This window comes from Cupriavidus sp. GW823-FHT07B10 (assembly GCF_058794355.1).
In genome coordinates this window covers 123,340-142,453 of record NZ_JBXAGS010000017.1, presented here as the reverse complement: position 1 = coordinate 142,453, position 19,114 = coordinate 123,340, and the positions used below count along the sequence as shown (strand labels likewise).

21 protein-coding genes are annotated in these 19,114 nt (G+C 65.9%); 4 read left to right on the top strand and 17 right to left on the bottom strand.

Annotated features, from left to right (window positions below; all coding sequences use genetic code 11):
* Nucleotides 1-161: 161 nt before the first annotated feature.
* From AC1Q6V_RS27550 to AC1Q6V_RS27510, 9 genes are all read right to left on the bottom strand, one after another.
* Nucleotides 162-1,277: a CaiB/BaiF CoA transferase family protein gene (locus AC1Q6V_RS27550; RefSeq protein ID WP_037024070.1), complete on the bottom strand. Its 1,116-nt coding sequence runs from the start codon at nucleotides 1,275-1,277 to the stop codon at nucleotides 162-164.
* 131 nt (nucleotides 1,278-1,408) lie between these two features.
* Nucleotides 1,409-2,401: a tripartite tricarboxylate transporter substrate binding protein gene (locus AC1Q6V_RS27545; RefSeq protein WP_010810598.1), complete on the bottom strand. Its 993-nt coding sequence runs from the start codon at nucleotides 2,399-2,401 to the stop codon at nucleotides 1,409-1,411.
* Nucleotides 2,402-2,426: 25 nt separating this feature from the next.
* Nucleotides 2,427-2,837 (bottom strand): Zn-ribbon domain-containing OB-fold protein, encoded by a 411-nt coding sequence (locus AC1Q6V_RS27540; RefSeq protein WP_010810597.1) that lies wholly within the window; start codon nucleotides 2,835-2,837, stop codon nucleotides 2,427-2,429.
* 3 nt (nucleotides 2,838-2,840) lie between these two features.
* Nucleotides 2,841-4,001 carry an acetyl-CoA acetyltransferase gene (locus tag AC1Q6V_RS27535; protein WP_010810596.1) on the bottom strand — a complete coding sequence of 387 codons (1,161 nt, stop codon included), beginning with the start codon at nucleotides 3,999-4,001 and terminating at the stop codon, nucleotides 2,841-2,843.
* Between the two features lie 7 nt (nucleotides 4,002-4,008).
* A complete protein-coding gene (locus tag AC1Q6V_RS27530) occupies nucleotides 4,009-5,169 on the bottom strand; it encodes an acyl-CoA dehydrogenase family protein (RefSeq protein WP_454750489.1) in 1,161 nt (386 codons plus the stop codon).
* Nucleotides 5,170-5,183: 14 nt separating this feature from the next.
* Nucleotides 5,184-6,725, bottom strand: a complete 1,542-nt coding sequence (locus tag AC1Q6V_RS27525; RefSeq protein ID WP_454750490.1) for an acyl-CoA synthetase — start codon at nucleotides 6,723-6,725, stop codon at nucleotides 5,184-5,186.
* Nucleotides 6,726-6,738: 13 nt separating this feature from the next.
* The gene (locus AC1Q6V_RS27520; protein ID WP_058697963.1) at nucleotides 6,739-7,611 is read right to left on the bottom strand and encodes a MaoC/PaaZ C-terminal domain-containing protein; all 873 of its coding nucleotides are present in this window, start codon (nucleotides 7,609-7,611) and stop codon (nucleotides 6,739-6,741) included.
* 18 nt (nucleotides 7,612-7,629) lie between these two features.
* On the bottom strand, nucleotides 7,630-8,544 hold the full coding sequence (locus AC1Q6V_RS27515; RefSeq protein WP_010810592.1) for an SDR family NAD(P)-dependent oxidoreductase: 915 nt from the start codon (nucleotides 8,542-8,544) through the stop codon (nucleotides 7,630-7,632).
* A 40-nt stretch (nucleotides 8,545-8,584) separates the two neighbouring features.
* Nucleotides 8,585-9,571, bottom strand: coding sequence for a Bug family tripartite tricarboxylate transporter substrate binding protein (locus tag AC1Q6V_RS27510; protein WP_010810591.1), 987 nt, complete (start codon nucleotides 9,569-9,571; stop codon nucleotides 8,585-8,587).
* Nucleotides 9,572-9,695: 124 nt separating this feature from the next.
* Here AC1Q6V_RS27510 and AC1Q6V_RS27505 point away from each other — a divergent pair, with 124 nt between their 5' ends.
* Complete coding sequence (locus AC1Q6V_RS27505; RefSeq protein ID WP_010810590.1) at nucleotides 9,696-10,520, top strand: IclR family transcriptional regulator domain-containing protein; 825 nt, start codon at nucleotides 9,696-9,698, stop codon at nucleotides 10,518-10,520.
* Between the two features lie 210 nt (nucleotides 10,521-10,730).
* Here the strand turns inward: AC1Q6V_RS27505 and AC1Q6V_RS27500 are convergent, their stop codons facing one another.
* Genes AC1Q6V_RS27500 through AC1Q6V_RS27485 form a run of 4 tightly spaced genes read right to left on the bottom strand, consistent with a single transcriptional unit; the run spans nucleotide 10,731 to nucleotide 13,782 of the window.
* Nucleotides 10,731-11,180, bottom strand: a complete 450-nt coding sequence (locus AC1Q6V_RS27500) for a MaoC family dehydratase N-terminal domain-containing protein (protein WP_454750491.1) — start codon at nucleotides 11,178-11,180, stop codon at nucleotides 10,731-10,733.
* 30 nt (nucleotides 11,181-11,210) lie between these two features.
* On the bottom strand, nucleotides 11,211-12,137 hold the full coding sequence (locus tag AC1Q6V_RS27495) for a thiolase C-terminal domain-containing protein (protein WP_454750500.1): 927 nt from the start codon (nucleotides 12,135-12,137) through the stop codon (nucleotides 11,211-11,213).
* A gap of 8 nt (nucleotides 12,138-12,145) precedes the next feature.
* Nucleotides 12,146-13,165: a hypothetical protein gene (locus tag AC1Q6V_RS27490; protein WP_454750492.1), complete on the bottom strand. Its 1,020-nt coding sequence runs from the start codon at nucleotides 13,163-13,165 to the stop codon at nucleotides 12,146-12,148.
* Between the two features lie 29 nt (nucleotides 13,166-13,194).
* On the bottom strand, nucleotides 13,195-13,782 hold the full coding sequence (locus AC1Q6V_RS27485; protein ID WP_011615525.1) for a hypothetical protein: 588 nt from the start codon (nucleotides 13,780-13,782) through the stop codon (nucleotides 13,195-13,197).
* 209 nt (nucleotides 13,783-13,991) lie between these two features.
* Between AC1Q6V_RS27485 and AC1Q6V_RS27480 the strand changes: the two genes are divergently transcribed.
* The 3 genes from AC1Q6V_RS27480 to AC1Q6V_RS27470 all read left to right on the top strand — a co-directional run bounded on the left by AC1Q6V_RS27480 (nucleotide 13,992) and on the right by AC1Q6V_RS27470 (nucleotide 15,197).
* The gene (locus AC1Q6V_RS27480; RefSeq protein ID WP_454750493.1) at nucleotides 13,992-14,195 is read left to right on the top strand and encodes a hypothetical protein; all 204 of its coding nucleotides are present in this window, start codon (nucleotides 13,992-13,994) and stop codon (nucleotides 14,193-14,195) included.
* A gap of 5 nt (nucleotides 14,196-14,200) precedes the next feature.
* Complete coding sequence (locus AC1Q6V_RS27475; RefSeq protein ID WP_454750494.1) at nucleotides 14,201-14,770, top strand: anion permease; 570 nt, start codon at nucleotides 14,201-14,203, stop codon at nucleotides 14,768-14,770.
* 151 nt (nucleotides 14,771-14,921) lie between these two features.
* On the top strand, nucleotides 14,922-15,197 hold the full coding sequence (locus tag AC1Q6V_RS27470; RefSeq protein ID WP_454750495.1) for a hypothetical protein: 276 nt from the start codon (nucleotides 14,922-14,924) through the stop codon (nucleotides 15,195-15,197).
* Nucleotides 15,198-15,474: 277 nt separating this feature from the next.
* Here the strand turns inward: AC1Q6V_RS27470 and AC1Q6V_RS27465 are convergent, their stop codons facing one another.
* From AC1Q6V_RS27465 to AC1Q6V_RS27450, 4 genes are all read right to left on the bottom strand, one after another.
* Entirely contained in the window at nucleotides 15,475-15,939 is a 465-nt protein-coding gene (locus AC1Q6V_RS27465) for a ferritin-like domain-containing protein (RefSeq protein ID WP_439667985.1), read from the bottom strand.
* 67 nt (nucleotides 15,940-16,006) lie between these two features.
* Nucleotides 16,007-16,438: a universal stress protein gene (locus tag AC1Q6V_RS27460; RefSeq protein ID WP_010810581.1), complete on the bottom strand. Its 432-nt coding sequence runs from the start codon at nucleotides 16,436-16,438 to the stop codon at nucleotides 16,007-16,009.
* 132 nt (nucleotides 16,439-16,570) lie between these two features.
* Nucleotides 16,571-17,554, bottom strand: coding sequence for a Bug family tripartite tricarboxylate transporter substrate binding protein (locus AC1Q6V_RS27455; RefSeq protein ID WP_010810580.1), 984 nt, complete (start codon nucleotides 17,552-17,554; stop codon nucleotides 16,571-16,573).
* A gap of 148 nt (nucleotides 17,555-17,702) precedes the next feature.
* A complete protein-coding gene (locus AC1Q6V_RS27450; protein ID WP_454750496.1) occupies nucleotides 17,703-18,968 on the bottom strand; it encodes an alpha/beta hydrolase in 1,266 nt (421 codons plus the stop codon).
* Nucleotides 18,969-19,114 lie beyond the last annotated feature (146 nt).

Sequence of the window (19,114 nt, the reverse complement as noted above, 5' to 3'; positions counted from 1 at the left end):
GCGGCATAGCGCGGAGCCGTCAAGGCACCGTTCAGGATCGAGTGGGAAATTTCGGGAAGCAGCAGCCCGCGGTCATGCCGCGGTGGAAGCCGAGACGTCATGGCCATCGTCCAGCGCGCAACCGCGCCGGCCGGCTCTTGGCCTGGCCAGCGCATCAACAATCAGCCGGTCTTCCAGATGCCGCTGGGGTGGCTGGCGTTTGTTGCGGCCATAATCTCGCCAGTGTGCTGGCCGCGCCGTGGAATCGCGCCCGCCGCCATGGCCTTGCCATCGAAGCGCGGCGCGGGGGCAGCCTGCAGATGGCCCTCCGCTTCGAAGTAGACGCCCCGCGCGGCAAGGTGCGGATGCCCGGCGGCCTCTTCCGGGCTCAGCACCGGGCCGAAACAGACGTCGGTGTTTTCCAGCAGAGCGCACCATTGCGCGCGAGTCCTGGTGGCAAAGAGTTCTTCGAAGTGCCGATGCAGCTCCGGCCAACGCTCGCGGTCCCATTGCCGGGCGAAGCGCGGATCCTCGGTCAGGCCCAGCTTTTCCAGCAGCAGCGCGTAGAACTGCGGCTCGATCGAGCCGAGCGTGACGAACTTCCCGTCCGCGCAGCGGTAGGTCGAATAGAAATGAGAGGCATCGTGGATATTGTTGCCGCGCTCGCCGGTGATGAAGCCCTTGCGGCGTGTGGACAGCAACAGCTGCAGCATATGGGCCGAGCCATCCACGATGGATGCATCCACCACGGTTCCCTTTCCGGTGGCGCGGGCGTTGAGGATGCCTGACAGCAGGCCCACCGCCAGGTAAAGCGCGCCACCGCCGACGTCGCCCACCACGGTAATGGCCGACGATGGCGGCTCTGCAGGCGTGCCGTGGTAGTACAGCGCGCCGGAAAGCGAGATGTAGTTGTTGTCATGCCCCGCGGCCTGCGCCATCGGGCCGCTCTGCCCCCACCCTGTCATGCGCCCGTAGACCAGGCGGGGATTGCGTTGCAGGCAGACATCCGGGCCCAGCCCCAGGCGCTCCATGACGCCGGGGCGCATGCCTTCGATCAGCGCGTCGGCATCCTGGATCAGTGCCAGCACCAGCTCACGCCCTTCGGCCGTTTTCAGGTCGGCAACCACCGAGCGCTTGCCCCGGTTCAGCACGTAGCCTTCGGTGGATAGCGCCGCATCGTTGGCCGGTGCCGCGCGTTCCACGGCGATCACATCGGCGCCGAGATCGGCGAGGTGCATCGCGCAGAACGGGCCTGGACCGATCCCGCAAATCTCGACAACTTTTACACCGGAAAGCATGAACGATCCCCCTGATTCAGCATGAAAGTGAAGGTCCTCCGTACAGTACGTTGGAGTCTTGGAGGCTATCAGCCGTCCGGCCAGGCGCGGCCTCCCCGGAACAGGGAGGGCGGCCCGGCCTGCGACACCGCTCAGTCAAGCGTGATGCGCGCGTTGGCCGCGATCCGTCCCCAGATCTCGGCGTCGCGCCGCATCAGCTTCAGGAATGCCTCGGGCTCCAGCGTTCCCGGCTCCAGGCCTTGCTCACGAATCGCCGTTTGCATGGCCGGCTTGGCCAGGATTGCCAGCACCGCCGCGGATAGCTTGTCCTTCACCGCCTTCGGCGTCGCCGCCGGCACGAACAGGCCATACCAGCCGTTTGGCTCGAAATCGCGGTAGCCCAGTTCGGTAAAGGTCGGCACCTCCGGCAGCAGCGCCAGCCGGCGCTCGCCCGTGACGGCCAGTACCTTGATCTTCGGGGAGTTGAGCGCGGCCTTGCCGCTGGCCACATCCACAAACCCGGAACTCACCTGCCCACCCAGCAAGTCCTGGATCAGTGGCGAGCCGCCCTTGTAGGCCACGTGGGTCAGGTCGACGTCCCCCTGCATCCGCAGCAATTCCCCGTGCATGTGGGAGGAGGTGCCGTTGCCGTAGGAGCCGTAGCTGATCTTGCCAGGCGTGGCCCGGGCCGCGGACAGCAGCTCGCTCACGCTGGCAACGCGGGTGGATACCGGAGCGGCAAATACGTCCGACGAGAGCGCCAGGCGCGCCAGCGGCGCGAAGTCGCGGAAGGTGTCATAGGGCAGTGACTTGTAGACGCCCTGCAACTGCACCAGCGGCGTTGCGCCCAACAGCAGCGTATAGCCGTCCGGTGCAGCCTTCGCGACCGCGCCTGTGCCAATCGCGCCGCTGGCACCGGGCCTGTTCTCGACCACCACCGTCTGGCCCCACATCGCCGTCAGCTCGCGGCCGAGCAAGCGGGCCACGGTGTCGGATCCGCCTCCGGCCGGGAATGGCACGACCAGCCGGATGGGCTTTTGCGGATAGGCAGAATCGTCCGCGGCGTGCGACCAGGCCGGCAGTGCGGCGATGCACGCCAGCGCGGCCAGGGCAGCACGCCGCCGCGGCACAGTGATGATGGGCATGGGCCCTCCTTGGGGCAGGATTGGGTCAGTCGATCAATTCGAACTGCGGCAGGCTCACGTCGTCACTCGCCTTCTCGAACACCACTCGCACGCGCTTGCCGATAGCAATGGCCTCGGGCGATGCGTTGAGGATGTTCGCCATCATGCGCACACCTTCGTCAAGTTCGACGATGGCAACGGCGTACGGCAGCCGCGCCTTCATGAAGGCATTGGGTGCGCGATGGTTGATGGTGAAGGTATAGATCGAGCCAAAGCCGCAGACCTCCGTCCAGTCGACCTGGTCCGATTCGCACGCAAGGCACAGCGTGCGCGGATAGAACTGGCGGTGGCCACAGGCGCTGCAGCCTTGCACCACCAGCCGGCCCTGCGCCGCCGCATGCCAGTAGCCTTCGGTGATCTCGGTGGGACGCGGCAGGGGACGTTGTGCTTCGCTCATGCTTCAGACTCCGAGGATCATGGTGGTGTTGCAGGAGAAGACCAGTCCGGGCGCATGGCACAGCGCCAGTTCGGCATCGGGCAATTGCCGCTCGCCACACTCCCCGCGCAACTGGCGCACGGCCTCGATCAGCACGAACATGCCGAACATGCCAGGGTGGCCGTAGGAAAGGCCGCCGCCGGAGGTATTGATGGGGAAGCGGCCACCCGGGCCCAGGGCGCCATCGGCGACGAAGGCACCGCCCTCGCCTCGCTTGCAAAAGCCCAGTTCTTCCAGCGACTGGATGACGCCGATGGTGAAGTGGTCATAGATCTGCACCACGTCGATGTCTTCGCGGGTGACGCCAGCCATGCCGAACGCTTCGTCCGCCGTCTCGGCGACGCGCGTATCCAGCCAGTCCGCCGTGCTGAACGGGGTGTAGTGGTGCGAGAAGGTCTCGGCTGCGCCCATCACATAGACCGGCTTCGACTTCAGGTCTCGGGCACGATCGGCGGAGGTGATGATCAGTGCGCCACCGCCATCCGTGACGAGGCAGCAGTCACGCGTACGCAGCGGCGACGCGATCACGGGCGACGCCATGACCTCCTCGATGCTGGTTTGCTCGCGCCGGTATGCCTTCGGGTTCAGCTGCGCCCAGCGCCGCGCCGCCACTGCCACCTCGGCGAGATCCCTGGACGTGGTGCCGTAGCGATGCATGTGCAACTGGGCAACCATTGCGTAGTAGCCGATCGGGCTGAGCTGGCCATAAGGCGCGATGAACTGGCCACGCGGCGAGTCCGGCGTATCCGCGGCGACGGCGCCACTCTTGCGCGAGCCGTCGGACAGTTGCGTACTGCCATAGGTCACCAGCGCCACCGAACACATGCCGGCGGCAATGGCCGCCATCGCATGGCGGATGTGCATCAGGTTGGACATGCCGCCGACGTTGCTGGAGTCGACGTACCTTGGCTGGATACCGAGGTATTCGGCCAGCTGCACGGTGGCAAAGCGGTCATCGGTATGCGCAAAGACGGCATCCACATCGCGCAGCGACAGCCCCGCGTCCTGCAGCGCCAGCCGCGCGGCCTGCGCCTGCAACTCCAGTGCCGTCTTGCCGGGCACCTTGCCCAGGTCGGATTCCGCGGCACCCACGATGGCGACCGAGCGAGAGAGGTTCTTGGTCATGGTGAATTCAGAGTGCGCGCGCGATGACTTCGCGCATGATTTCGGCCGAACCGCCGTAGATCCGGTTCGGACGCACGTCGGTGTAGGCACGGGCGATGGGGTATTCGCGCATATAGCCGTAGCCGCCAAAGAACTGCATCAGGTCATCGATGGCCCGCGTGGCCTCGCCGGCCCAGTACTTGGCCATGGCGGCACCATCGGGCGTCAGCGTGCCGGCCAGGTATTGTTCAAGGCAGCTGTCGACGAAGGCACGCGTGGCACACGCATGCGTCTTGATTTCGGCCAGGCGGAAGCGGATGAACTGGTTGTCGATCAGCGCCTTGTCGAAGGCACGGCGTTCCTTGACATGCGCGATGGTCCAGTCAAGCGCCACCTCCAGCGCCACGGCGCAACGCAAGGCGATCAGCAGGCGCTCACGCACCAGCCCGCTCATGGTGTAGCCGAAGCCGGCATTGCGCTCGCCGACCAGCATGTCGTCCGGCACGAGGACGTCCTCGAAGAAGAGTTCAGCGGTGTCCTGGGCCTTCTGGCCGATCTTGTCCAGCAGGCGGCCGCGGCTGAACCCGGGGCTGGTGGTGTCGACCCAGAACAGGCTGATGCCGCGCGCACCGGCGGCCGGCTCTGTCTTGGCGAACACCAGCACGCGGTCAGCGTGGTAGCCATTGGTGATAAAGGTCTTCTGGCCGTTGAGCCGGTAACCACCATCCACCTTGACAGCGCTGGTGCGGATGGCCTTCAGGTCGCTACCCGCCCCCGGCTCGGTCATCGCGATCGATCCAACCACATCGCCGCTGGCCATGCGCGGCAGGAACTCACGCTTCTGCGGCTCGGTGCCGAACTCCAGCAGGTACGGCGCGACGTTCTCCGAGTGCGTGGTGAACCCCGTCACGCCGCTGGCCAGGGCCCGGGCGATCTCTTCCACCACGATGGCGCTGTGCAGGAAGTCGCCGCCGGCACCGCCGTAGGCTTCGGGCAAGCCGGGGCACAGCAGGCCGTGGGCGCCGGCATCGCGCCAGAGATCGCGCGGAACCAGGCCGGCGGCTTCCCATTCGGCGTGTCCGGGCATGACCTTGTCAGCCAGGAAACGGGCGACGCTGTCGCGGTACATCTCGTGCTCCGGCGCGAACATCTTGCGCGGCGCGTGGTAGCTGGCTTCTTGTCGGGACATGGCATCAGTTGCGCTCAATGCGCGATTCGGTTTTCGGTTGGCCAGTAGCTGGCCTTGACGGCGCGCTTGAGCAGCTTGCCGGTTTCGGTGCGCGGCAGCGCCGCGACGAAGTCGACCGAGCGCGGGCATTTGATCGGGGAGATCCTGCTGCGGCAAAGCGCGATCAGTTCTTCGGCCAGGACCGGCGACGCCCGCTCAGGCTCGTGCAACTGGACCACCGCCTTCACTTCCTCGCCGAACTCGGTATTCGGCACGCCGACCACCGCCACGTCGAAGACCGCCGGATGGCTCATCAGCACGTTCTCGGATTCCTGCGGATAGATATTGACGCCGCCAGAGACAATGGTGTTGGCAAGGCGGTCCGTGAGGTAAAGGAAGCCGTCGGCATCGACGTAGCCGACGTCCCCATAGGTGGCCCACCCACGGTCGTTATAGACCTGCCGGGTTTTCTCCGGATCATTGTGGTAAGCAAAGGTCCCGCCGCCGGAGAAGTAGACCACGCCGGTCTGGCCCTGCGGCACTTCATTGCCATCGTCGCCGACGATGTGTACCTGCCCGAACTCGGGCCGTCCGACCGACCCCTTGTGCGCGAGCCATTCCACGGAGTCCAGCGAGGTGCGCCCGACCAGTTCGGTGCCGCTGTAGAACTCATAGAGGATCGGCCCCCACCAGTCGATCATCTGCTGCTTGACTGAGATCGGACACGGCGCGGCGGCGTGGATCGCATAGCGCATGGTGGACAGGTTGAAGCGCTCGCGCTCCGCAGCAGTCAGCCGCAGCAAGCGCACGAACATGGTCGGCACCCACTGGCTATGGGTCACGCCGTAGCGCGCGATCGCATCCAGCGCCGCCAGCGGCTCGAACTTTTCCATCATGACCGAGGTGCCTCCGGCGCGCATCGTGGCCATGTTCCAGCGCACCGGGGCAGTGTGATAGAACGGCGCGGTCGACAGGTAGACCGTATCGCGGTCCAGCGACTTCCAGCCCAGGCGAGCGTCATCACCGGTGCGGAAAAAAGCGTTGGCGCCTTGCAGTGGACGCTTGATGCCCTTGGGCCTGCCCGTGGTGCCGGAAGAATATGAGAAGTCAGTTCCCTCCACCGTGCGCGGCAACGTGACATCGGCCGGCATCTGCTCCAGCCACGCTTCATAGTTGCTGTAGCCCGGCTCGCTCCCATCCAGAAGCACCCGCGTGACCCGAAGCGGTGCCAGGGCGCCGGGCGCAAGGTCGCCAAGGGTCTGCGCCGAGCAGAACAGTACCCGGGCGCCACAGTCCTGCACGATGTACTCCACCTCGTCGGCTTTCAGGTGACGGCTGATCGTGGTGTAGTACAAGCCGATCCGGTGCGCGGCCCAAAGGATCTCGAAATAGCGGACATGGTTCTCCAGCAGCACGGCAATGCCGTCGCCCTCGCGCAGACCGGCAGCCAGCAGTGCGGCAGCGCACTGTCGCGAACGCTGCTCCAGTTCGGCCCACGTCACCGCCTGGCCGGACGGCACCATGCGGTAGGCAACCCGGTCGGGCGTGGCACGGGCGAATTGCTCGATCACGGACATCTTGACTCCTTGATTACGGATGCAGGTCGGCGACGCCGTGGCTCAGCACGACCACATTGCGCTCGTCTGCGAGCGCACGGAACCGGACCTGCCCTTCGCCGCGCCACATCTCCACGCGCAGCGTTTCACCAGGCACGAATGGCGATGAAAAGCGCACCGAAAGGCTGGCCAGGCGCGACGGATCGCCACCGCAAGCCTGCTTCAGCAGCGCCCGGCATGCCATGCCGTAAGTGCAAAGGCCATGCAGGATCGGCCGCTCGAAGCCGGCCTGCCGGGCGGCGGCGGGCAGTGCGTGGATGGGATTGCGATCGCCATTGAGGCGGTACAGCAAGGCCGCGGAAGGCTGGGTCGGCATCGACATGATCATGTCAGGCGCGCGCTCCGGCACCGCCGGCAATGGCTCGAGCGGTGCATCGCCGGGCGTGGCGGCGCAGGCAAAGCCACCATCAGCCCGGCAGAACGACACATGCTCGACGGTCGCCAGCAACTCGCCGCTGGCCTGGTCCTCGATGCGCCGCTCAGTGGCCACCAGCGCGCCCTTGCCGGCGCCCTTGTCCACCACGCGGCTGACGCGCGTCTGGCTGCGTACCGCGCCAGACGCCGCGGGCACTGAAAAAAAGCGCATCCGGTGCTCGCCGTGCAGGATCTGCATCCAGTCGATGCCCGTACCCGGGTCGCTTGCCCATGCACCTGGCGCGCCGACGGTGGCGAGGAAGGTGGGCACCACGCTCAGTCCTTCCTCAAAGACAAAGGGCAAGTCCGCCTCGTCCATCGGATCGGTGCCAAAGCCGAGGCTCAGCGCATAGCGAATGTTGTCATTCGCCGCATAGCTGGAAACCTGGTCAAAGAACGCCCACGAGCGCAGGCGGTGATAGTCGATGGCCATCGCTGCGTACCTCCGTTCTCAGATCGGGTCCCAGGAAAACACCTCGGGCGAGCGCTCCAGCGGCGTGAAAGCGCGCTTCACCGCCGGCACGGCATGCTCCGCCAGCGTCTCCAGCGTCCAGCCTTCGGCGCGATGCACCGACGCCACCGGGCGCGGCTGGCTCATGACGATCAGCTCATTGCCGCGCACGGCCAGCACCTGGCCATTGACGTCCGCCGAAGCATCGCCAGACAGGAACGCGGCAACCGGGGCAACCTGCTCCGGCTTCATCGCCTGCATCCGCTCAAGGCGCTTCTTCTCGGCCTCGGTTTCGCTGGGCAGCGTGCCGATCAGGCGGCTCCATGCGAACGGGGCAATACAGTTGGAACGGACATTGAAGCGGGCCATGTCCAGCGCGATGGATTTCGACAGCGCCACGATGCCAAGCTTGGCGGCGGCGTAATTGGCCTGCCCGAAATTGCCGACCAGGCCGGTGGTGGAGGTCATGTGGACGTAGGTGCCGCCTTGCTGTTCCTTGAAATAAGGCGCCGCGGCACGGCTGACAAAGTAAGCGCCGTTCAGGTGCACATCCAGTACCGCCTGCCATTCAGCGGTGCTCATCTTGTGGAAGATGCGGTCGCGCAGGATGCCGGCGTTGTTGATCACGCCATCGATGCGGCCGAACTCGCGGATGGCGGTATCGACAATGGCCTGCGCGCTCTCCGCAGTCGCGACCGAATCGGTGTTCGCCACAGCCTTCCCGCCGGCTGCGCGGATCTCGTCAACCACCTTCTGGGCTGGTCCGGCATCACTGCCCTCGCCGCTGCCGCTGGAGCCCAGGTCGTTGACGACCACCCTGGCGCCCTGCGCGCCGAGCAGCATGGCAATGGCACGGCCGATGCCATTGCCGGCTCCGGTGACGAGGATGACCTTGTCCTTGAAATTGTTTTGCATGGCGTTGTCTGCAAGAAGAGAGTGATGAATTTGTTCGCGCTTACTCGGGCTTGATGTTGCCGTCCTTGATGACCTGCTCCCAGCGGGCTTTTTCGGCGCGCACGAAGCTGTCGAACTGCCGCGTCGACCCGCCCGCGGCCGTACCGCCCTGCTGCGCCAGCTTCTCGCGCAGAGCAGGATCGGCCAGCGCCTTGTTGACGGCAACATTCAACGCCTGCACCACCGCGGGCGGCGTTCTGGACGAGACAAAGAGGCCGAGCCAGACCGAAACGTCGAAGTCGCGGTAACCGGATTCGGCCATGGTCGGCGTATCCGGGAGTTCCGGGGCACGCTGCCTTGTCGTGACCGCAAGCGCGCGCAGCTTGCCGGCTCGCACCAGCGGCAATGCGGTGATGAGGTTGTCCACCATGAAATCGACTTGCCCCGCCACCAGGTCGGTCAGCGCCGGCGATGCGCCCCGATAGATCACGTCGACGGCGGTAATGCCGGCGCGCTGCTTCAGCAGGTCCCCGGCGAGATGGCCGGAAGAACCGCTCGTCGACACCGCCATGGACAAGCCGTTGGGGCGCGTCCTGGCATAGGCCGCCAGCTCGGCAATGGTCTTGACCGGCAGTTTCGGGTTGACCACCACGACGTCCGGCATCGTCAGCACATGCGCCACCGGCGCAAAGTCCTCGAACTTGTAAGGCAGCTTGTCGTGCAATGCGTAGTTGGCCGCATTGGGGCCAAGGCTGCCCATCACCAGCGTGTGGCCGTCCGGTTCCGCGCGCAGCATGGCCTGCATCCCGATCACGCCGCCCGCGCCAGGCAGGTTCTCCACGACGACGGGCTGCCCCAGCTGCTCAGACAGCGTCTTGCCGAGCAGGCGGCTGGTCAGGTCAAGGATGCCGCCGGGCGAACTTGGCGCGATCAGGCGCAAAGGACGCTTGGCCTGGAAGGTCTCGGGGGACGGGTTGGCGAATGCAAGGCCCGAGGTGGACACGACAGCGAGGCAGGCTAGCGCCTGGCAAAGAAAACGCCGCTTCATGGTTGTCTCCTGTTTAATTTTTTTCGGACACTTATGTCCGCCTAGCGGTCATTGCCGCCCGTTTTTTCGAACTTTACGTCCGGCCTTGCTACAATGTCAACCTGAAATCAGACCTCGTACAGACATGACTACTACCGACAACGATGGCTTCGTACGCTCTTTTGCCCGCGGACTGGCCGTTATCCACGCGCTCGGGCGCAGCGGCACGCACACCGTTGCCAGCATCACGGCATCCACTGGCCTGCCGCGGACCGTGGTGCGGCGGATCCTGCTCACGCTGTGCGAGCTGGGCTATGCGGCGGAATCCGAAACGCGGGGTTTTCGCCTGACCCCGAAAATCCTTACCCTCGGCATGACCTACCTGACCTCGCTGCCCTTCTGGGGGCACGCGCAACGCGCGCTGGAAACCCTGTGGACGCAGGTCACCGAGTCGTGCGGCATGTGTGTGTTCGACGGGCACGATGCGGTATATGTCCTGCGCATTCCGTCGCTGAAGATCCGCTCACTGGGGCTTGGCGTGGGCAGCCATGTGCCGGCCTTCGCCACAGCACCAGGCCGGGCGGTGCTGGGCTTCCAGACCACGGAATTTCTCTCGCAGTTTCTCGACGAGGCCTCCCTGCGCGCCTACACGGACCGCACCGTGCACGACAAGGCAGCATTGCTTGAAGCGTTCGCTGCCGTGCGCCGCGATGGCTATGCGTGGGTGGATGGAGAATTCGACCAGCACATCGCAGGCCTCGCCGTACCGGTACGCGACGAACACCACAACGTGGTGGCATCGATCAGCGTCAACCTGCCCTCGGGCGAAGTCACGAGGGAGGAAGCGGTGAAGCGCTTCCTGCCGCCCTTGCGAGCGGCCGCGGAACAGTTGACTGGCCTGGCGCCGGCATTCCTGAACCCGGTCGTGGTGCCCACGCAGCGTGAAGCAGCGGTCAGCATGCAAGCTTGAGCAGGCTACATGCCAGCAAACGCCGACTTCCAGTATTGCTTGCGAAGTTCGTGCTTGAGCACCTTGCCGACGCTCGACAAAGGCAACGCCTCCACGAATTCAACGCTGCGGGGGACCTTGTAGCTGGCAATGCGCTCTCGGCAGCTTGTCGCCAACCTTCACGTCGGCGAAACGGGGGGGCTTGCATGGTTCTGTTCTCCTTGTGCGCGATCAGCCGCGGCGTTCCACCAGGGTGCTGCGCATGTCGGCGACATGTTCGCCGTCCTGGTTGGTCACGCGGGTGGTGTTGACGACAAGATGCAGCGCGCCCCCCTTCTTGTCGTAGACGTCGCTGACCGTCGTGTCGAAGTGCAGCGTGTCGCCGGCGTAGGCCATGCGGTGATAGTCGAAGGCCTGTTTAGCGTGCAGGATGCGGCCCAGGTCCACTTGCAGCACCTTCATGCGGTCGATGCCCGATGCGGCCGACACATCGCTGTTCAGGCACATGAAGAACGTCGGCGGCACCGGCAGTGAGCGATGCCCCGCGTCGCGCGCGGCGGCTTCGTCGATATAGACCGGATTCGTTTCGCCGGTTGCCTTGGCGAAGAAGCGCAGGCGCCCCTTCTCCACCTCGATGGAGCCTTTGCCGAGGTCCATGCCAATCATGCTCTTGTCAGCCATCTGATCTCCTCTGGATTGTCGGGATCTGGTTCAGCCGCGGCCGTACAGCGTCACCACGCAGGCGCCGCCCAGGCCGAGGTTGTGCTGCAGCGCCAGCTGCGCGCCTTCCACCTGCGTCGGACCGGCGCTGCCGCGGATCTGGCGAGTCAGCTCGTAGCACTGCGCGAGGCCGGTGGCGCCCAGCGGGTGGCCCTTGGACAGCAGCCCACCCGACGGGTTGACCACGACCTTGCCGCCGTAGGTGTTGTCACCGTCCCGCACCATCTTCTCGGCCTCGCCGGCCCTGGCGAAGCCCAGCGACTCATAGCTCAGCAGCTCGTTCTGCGCGAAGCAATCGTGCAGTTCGCAGACCTGGATATCCGACGGGCCGACGCCGGCCTGCTCGTACACGGCCTGCGCGCCCGCCTCGGCCATATGGAAGCCCACCAGGCCGATCATCGAAGGCGGCTCAAAGCTCGGGGCCACGTCGGTGGTCAGCGACTGGGCCAGGATGCGCACGTCGGTGCGCAGGTTGTGCTTGTTCGCGAAGGCTTCGGTGCAGACAATGGCAGCGGCGGCGCCGCAGGTCGGCGGGCAGGCCATCGAGCGGGTCATCACGCCGGGCCACATCACCTTCTCGGCCATCACGTCTGCTTCCGTGACGACGGTGCGGAACACGGCCAGCGGGTTGTTGGCAGCGTGGCGGCTGGCCTTGGCGCGGATCCTGGCGAAGGTCTCCAGCCTGGTGCCGTAGCGCTGCATGTGCTCGCGGCCGGCGCCGCCGAACAGCGTCAGCGCGCGCGGCACGCCGGCCTCGACCGCATCCTGCACCATCGGGGCGGCGATGTTGGTGAACTCGACCATGGCCGCCTCGCGGTCAGTCCACGCGCTCTTCAGCGGGCCCGGCTGCATGAACTCGAAGCCCAGCGCCAGCGCGCATTCCACCGCGCCGCTCTCCACTGCCTGGCGCGCCACCATCCCCGCTGTCACAGCAGCCGCTCCGCCTCCTCGATCAGGGCGGTCGGCGACAGCATGTCGCCACGCGCGAACCGCACCAGTGCGATGGATCGCACCAGTGGAGGATCGCCCGGGACGTGGGCAGTGAGCAGGTCGATGTCGTATGCCGGCCCCGCGCTGTCCGCCGCGAGCAGCACGTTCATGGCACTAAGCCGCAAGTGTCTTTGCTCGATGGAAAAGCAGGAGCGTGCGTCCGCCAGGACCTCGGCCAGGCATTCCAGTTGACGGTCAAGCGCCCCGGTTTCGGGGCCGAGCTGCGCAAGTTCCTGCTCGTTCGCGGCAATCTGCCCGCCCAGGGCGGCCTGCTCGCCGGGACTTGCGTCGGCATCGCCGCCGAGCACCGAACGCATGCCGGTGCCTTGCTGCTGGAGCAGGCGCAGGCGCGCCACCAGCAGCGCCTGCTCGCGCGTGAGCACGTCGCGGCGTGACTTGCCGGCAGCGAAACGGGCGAGACCCTCCATGCTGAACTGATCGAACATGCGCCGGACAATTTCCTCGCGCAGCGCGGCCTCGCTGCGAGCGATGATCCTGACCTTGTGATCGCCGAAACTGACGGTGGTTTGCGGCACTTCCGTGCGCATGACATCCCCTTCCAGCGCAACCCCGAGCGTGCGCCGCTCGGTCATCGCCATCCCCAGCACCGCAAACGCCTGCGGCGCATCGGGCGACTGTTCGAAGAACGCGCGCAGTTCAGGAGAGCGGCTGAAGGCCAGCGGCACGTCACGCGGCGCGCCGAAGAAGGCGTGAACATAGGGATCGTCACCCCATGCCTGCATGCTGGCTTCCCGCGGCGCGGGAAGACCCTGGACGAGTTCGCGCACGTAGTCCTGCGCTTGCTCGAGCGCAGGCCGAAGCCGCTGCTGGTAGCGTGACACCAGCCGCAAGCGCGGATAGATCCGGGTCACGCGCTCGGTCAGCTCGGCAATCTCCTGCTTGCCGTGCGCATGGACTTGCGCATTGCGCCAGCGCAACCACCGCAGAAAACCCATCGGCATGCTCCCACCCGGCGCCGCCTTACTCAGCGGGCACGCCTGGGCGTGACAGAAATGGCAAGGGCTTCGGTGTAGACGGCCTGCACCTGGTCACCGCGTCTAACCGCCTTCAGTTGCTCCGGATCCTCGACATGCACGTCCACCGTCTTGCCCTTTGGCCCCTTGAGCGTCACCATGCCGGTCTTGGCGTTGACGGCCACCACATCGGCAGTGACCGTCACCTCGCGCCCGACCATGCCGCCGGGCTTGGCGCCAGGAGCGGCCCGCTCGGCGGTCTCGCGTTCGGTGCTGGAGCGCATGCCGCTCTGCTTGGCGAGAGCCACTGACAAGGCCTGCGTGTACTCGACGGTGACCATGTCGCCCACGCGGAGCTGCTCGAAGTTGCGCACGTCCTCGCCGACCTGTACGTCCGTGACCTTGCCCTGCTTGTTCTTGAGCGAAATGGTGCGCGTGGCGGCATCGATGGCCACCACCGTGGCAGTGGCCTTGACCGTGCCGGTGGTCCTGGTAGCCCCCACGCCCGACACCGTGTCCACGCGCGTCTCGGGCTGTGCCAGCACCGGAAGAGTTGCCGCGGCAAGTATCGCCGCCACGATTAGCTTGCTGGGATGCATGACTTACTCCTCGAGCCCCGTCTGCTGGCATGCCGTCGTTCGGCGGCGCCGGCACGACGCCGGCGCTTCTACCGGAAAGGTCTATAAACCATAGCATACGAACGGTTATTCGCCTGCCCCGCGTCCCTCACGCCACATTTGTCGTCGGCGTTCACGGACTGGCCCCTGATTCAGGTATTCGACTATCCACGCACGTCGGAGGCATGCCAATGCATCAATCCAAGATCGTCGTGGTCGGCGCAGGACTGGTTGGCGGCTCGGCGGCCCTGTTTGCGGCCGTGGCCATCCCGAGCGCGGAGGTGGTCATCATCGATGTTGCGCGAATCCGGGCCGAAGGCCAGGCGCTGGAAGCTCCCCCGCCGCGAAGCCAGCGGCCCCCGCAGGGCATCTCAAAGATCTCTGGAGATTTCTAGTCCCGGTGGGAATCGGCATCGTGCTCTGGTTCCTGCCGGCGCCGGCCGGCCTCGCGGTGAAGGCGTGGCGCATGTTCGCGGTATTTGTCACCACCATCGCCGGCATCATGACCGCCCCTGCCCATGGCGGCCGTCGCCATCATCGGCGCCAAGGAAATCATCATGGCGGCAATTTTCCTTGGCTGCTGGTGCTCTGGATTTTCGGTGAGGACCTGGCCATCGGCGCAACGCTGGCGGCGGCTCTCGGCGTCTCGCTGCTGTTCATCACCGGCGTGCTGACCTGGGAGGATGCCCTGAACGGGAAATCCGCCTGGGACACCATGATCTGGATCGGCCTGCTGATCATGCTGGCCTCCAAACTCAATGAGTACGGCATGGTTGCCTGGTTCGGCAAGGAGTTCGGGGCACACCTCGAGGGCTTCCACCGGCTGGCCGTCTATATGCTGGTGGCGGCGATCTATTGCTACGCTCACTACTCCTTCGCCAGCGCCACGGCACACATCAGCGCCCTCTTCCCGCTATCCATGGCGCTGATGGTCGCGGCCGGTATCCCGCCTTTCACCGCGGCGCTTTGATCGCGCATGCGCTAACAAGCACTTTTCACATTCTTTGGTTGGCGGAGCAAATCGCGCTAACAATAGCTTACATACACGGACATCCGCTTGATTTACCCTCCGCTGCCTGAACCTTGCCCGCCCGGGCCCACCACACGAAAAACAGGCAAAAATGAAGAAGATCCACGCGTACCCGCTGATGGCAATCGCCATGCTGACCGCCTCGGGGGCCGCCTTTGCGCAGCATGTCGTCGGGGGGATGGGCGAGGAAGTCAGGATCGGCGCGTTCTCCGGTCCGACGCACCGCACCGACAGCAGTCGCGGCACGCCCACTGGGCGCACGGACAATACGGCAAAGCCAGGCCGGCAAGCCGCCGATCCGCGTAGCGCACGTCCGGTCAGCACGCGCGGACCTGCACCCACGCTTCCCGGCAAGCATTTGCCATAGCCGCGCACAGGCGAACCTCACCGAAGCCAACCTGGCACAGAACCAGTTGCTGCCGGCACGGAACGCGTCAGCTGACGCCTATCACGGAGCGCTCGCCGCCGCGGCGACATTGGCGCTGGCAACCAGCTCGGTTGGCGCGGCGCGCGATGGGGGTGGATGGCCGGTGCGGTGACGCGGCCTGTGCCCTGCTCCCGGCGTCGGGGACGAAAGCAATGGGGGCGAAACCTTGTGGCACGCGCGCTTTTGCACGCACGAGAAGGCAGCGGGCCGACCCAGATCAGCCCTGCCGCGGCTGCACCGTCGCCGCAAGGCCGGGCTTGCGCAGCATTTTCTCGACCTCTCCCGCATGCAGTTCCTCCAGCTGGATCAACTGCCGCGCATACTCCTCGAGCGCGACTGAGCGCCCCTCGACCAGGCTTAGCAGCTCACGGTACAGGTCCAGGGCCTCCATCTCGGTCGCGAGCGATTCACGCAGGATCGCGCCGATATCGGTCGTGTGGGTGTCCAGCAGCTCGCCGATGCCAAGCGAGGGATAGGCGCCGAGGGTCGTGATCCATTCGCCGGCCTGGTGCGCGTGCAGCAGCGACTCATTCGCCTGCTCACGCAGCCACGACACGATGGGAATGCGGCCGAAGCCGAATATCAGGAACGAATAGTGCGTGTAGCGCACAACCCCGGCGAGCTCGGCTTCGAGTATTCGATCCAGCACACCGACGACTTTCTCCTGTTCGATTTCCGTCATGGCAGGTTCCCCCCGTGAGGTGGATTCGACAGTACGCCAGCACCCGCGGCGGCACGCCGCGCAGTGTCTAGCGGTAGACGAGGACAGGAACCCGGCAGTGGGTAAGAACCTTCTGGGTTTCACTGCCGACCAGCAGCCCCTCCAGGCCCCTGCGGCCGTGCGACGCCATGAAGATCACGTCACACCCGTGCCTCGCGGCCGCATCGATGATGCCCTTGTAGGGTACCGAAGTCGTCATATCCGTTTCGCATGTGACTCCCGCGGCCCTGGCCGCAGCAACAACCGCTTCCAGCCTGGCGCTTGCATGTGCGGCCTCTTGCTCTTCGAAGGCCTTGCGCCTGGGATGGCCGGCATCGCCTGACGCCACGTAGGGATACTCTTCCATGCACGTATAGGCCGTCAGCCTGGCGCCGCCGGCTTTGACAAAACCAATGGCCGCATCCATTGCCATTTTTGACAGTTCCGAGCCATCGGTGGCCAGCAAGATGTGCTTGAACACGATTCTTCTCCTTGGGCGATTGATCCCGGCGGGCAGCGACAGCCCGCCAGTCAAGTTCAGTATGGACAAGAATCCGCCTCTCGCCACCCACGCCGATGCACCCGCGCACACGCCGACGCTGCCGCGGCGCCCTCACCCATCGATCTTGAAGCCGATATCCTTGATGAACTGCCCCCAGCGCGCATGATCGGTCCGGATCTGCGCGGCGAAGGCCTCAGGCGTGACCGCCTGCGGCGGCAGCACGCCAACGCCGGCCAGCCGCTTCTGGTAGGCCGGGTCGGCCAGCACCTTGCGCACCGCAGCAGAGACCGCATCGACCGTGGCCTTGGGCATGGCCTTGGGGCCGAACAGCGCGAAATAGCCGCTGAGCTGCTCCATCTCAGGAAAGCCCTGCTCACGGAAGGTAGGCGCCCCGGGCGCCAGATCAGAGCGTTCCGGGATGGTGGTGGCCAGCGCCTTGGTCTTGCCGGCCTGGTATAGCGGCACGCCGGTGGTCAGGCCGTCGATCATCAGCGGCACCACGCCGCCCACGAGGTCCTGCGTGGCCGGCGCCGAGCCCTTGTACAGCACCGGTTCAAGGTTGGTGCCTGCCAGCCGGTTGAACAGCAGCGGACCGAAGTGCGACGAGGTGCCCGGACCGTACGAGGCCGAGTGGATCGGCTTGGTCGGATTCGCCTTGGAATAGGCGATCAGTTCCTTCAGCGTGGAGTACGGCGCATCCTTGTTGGCCGCCAGCAGCACCGGGGCGCGGCCAAGTTCCGCCAGCGCGGTGAGGTCGGTCAACGGGTCGTAAGGAACGCGGTTGATATGCGCGCCCGAGGTGGCCGAGGAACCCAGCGTCACCAGCAGCGTCTGCCCGTCATTCCTGGCGCGGATCACGTCCTGCGTGGCAGGAATGGTGGCCCCGCCGGGCTTGTTCTCCACCACCACCGACTGCCCGGTCACGCGCGTCAGGTAGTCGGCAAACAAGCGTGCCACCACGTCGGTGCCGCCACCAGGCGGATAGGCCACGACCAGCCGGATGGCGCGCGCCGGCCACTGCTGCGCGATGGCGTGCGGCGCGACGCCGGCGGTCGCCGCGATGGCCGCGGCGCTCAGGAACTTTCGACGATCCATGTATGAAGTCTCCACGTTATCGTTGTTTGCCGCGATGGCGGCGGGTACTTCATGTTAGAGGCTGATGCGCCGTGGGACAGGCCCGGGTTTTCCTCCATGCGGCGGAGCCGGGCGCGGACTGCCGGTGGCTTGCCTGCCTTGCATTCGCCTACATCGCCTGCGAGCTGCTGCCGTTGTCGTCCCGCGTCATGCGCTGCGTTTCTGGCGCACGGTCGCCGGCACGCAAGTCCGCGCCGGCGAAAACCCCCGCGATCACCTCGCCTTGCCAGGAGAAATAGGGATTGAACGTCAGCCGCGCATGCGCCTTGCCGGCTTCGCGATAGCCCCAGTCCGAATACCACACGGTCTCGCCACGCTCGCAAGCCCTCGTCGCCAACTCATCCTGCCCGTTCCAGCAGATGCGCAGGCGGCCCTGTTCCCCGTACAGCGGATTCGCCGGCGAGAACAGCAAACCCATATGGGAGAACTGGCTGATCCGCAATTGCGGCAGCGTATCGCCACGCACCAGCACGCGGCCGCTGTCCGCCGTGGTCTCCGGCCTCTGGCCATACCAGATCAGGCGGCTTGCGGGATGCGTAAACCTGTCCTGGAACACGGTCAGCAAATAGCGGGTATCGAGCACCGAATCGTGCTGCGCCACCGCCATGAAGACCGGCTTGTCGTAGGCCCCCTGCTCCAGCCGCAGGCGCGCCGCGCGACTGCTGCGGTAGAACTGGGCGAAACCGTTGGTTGGCACCGTCATGTAGCGCACGGCGTTCTGTATCGGCCGGCGCCCGTCCGGCTCCAGCAGCCATGGGCGGATCCAGCCAATCAGCGGGGTCAGCCAGTCGTAGCGGCTGTTGGACTGGAATGCCGGTGAAAACAGCACCAGCCCCGCCACGTCCGGGTGAGCGTAGGCGTATTCAAGTGCCAGGTTGGCGCCAGTGGAGAAGCCTCCCAGGTAGACCTGCCCGACATCGCGGCGCAGCACCTCGGCCTGCTCCCGCACCACGCGCTGCCAGTCTTCCAGCGTCACGTCCAGCAGGTCCTCCGGCCGGGTGCCATGACCGGGCAGCAGCACGGTCCTGACCAGGAAGCCCTGCGCGGCGAGCTGCCGGGCGAGGTCATGGAACGACCACGGCGAATCGCCAAGGCCGTGGATCAGCAGGATGCCCTTCTCCGGCTTCGTTCCGGCACGGGACAGCGCCGGCAGCCATTCGCCGGGGCCGTTCCATGCGAGTTCGGCTGCCTTGTCGGCAAGCTGGAAGTGGCGCCGCGCCTGCAGCTGGCTGAGGGTTTCGCTACGGTAATCGCTGAAGCTCGCGCGCGCGGGCAGCGGGCCGCCGCTGCCGATGCCGGCGCACGCTGCCACGGTCAGTGCCATGGCACCCAGCCCGGCCCTGGCTGCGTTCAGCTTGTTGCGGTTGGATCTCAACCTGTCCTCCACATCGTCTGCCCTCACTGGCAGCGTCGCTGCCGTGCGCCGGATTCCGGGCATGATGGCCCGGCCCTGCCAATCGATAAACCGCGTAGCTTAGCTGCCCGCAGCCAACGGCGTGCTGACAGGCAACTGGCAAAGCC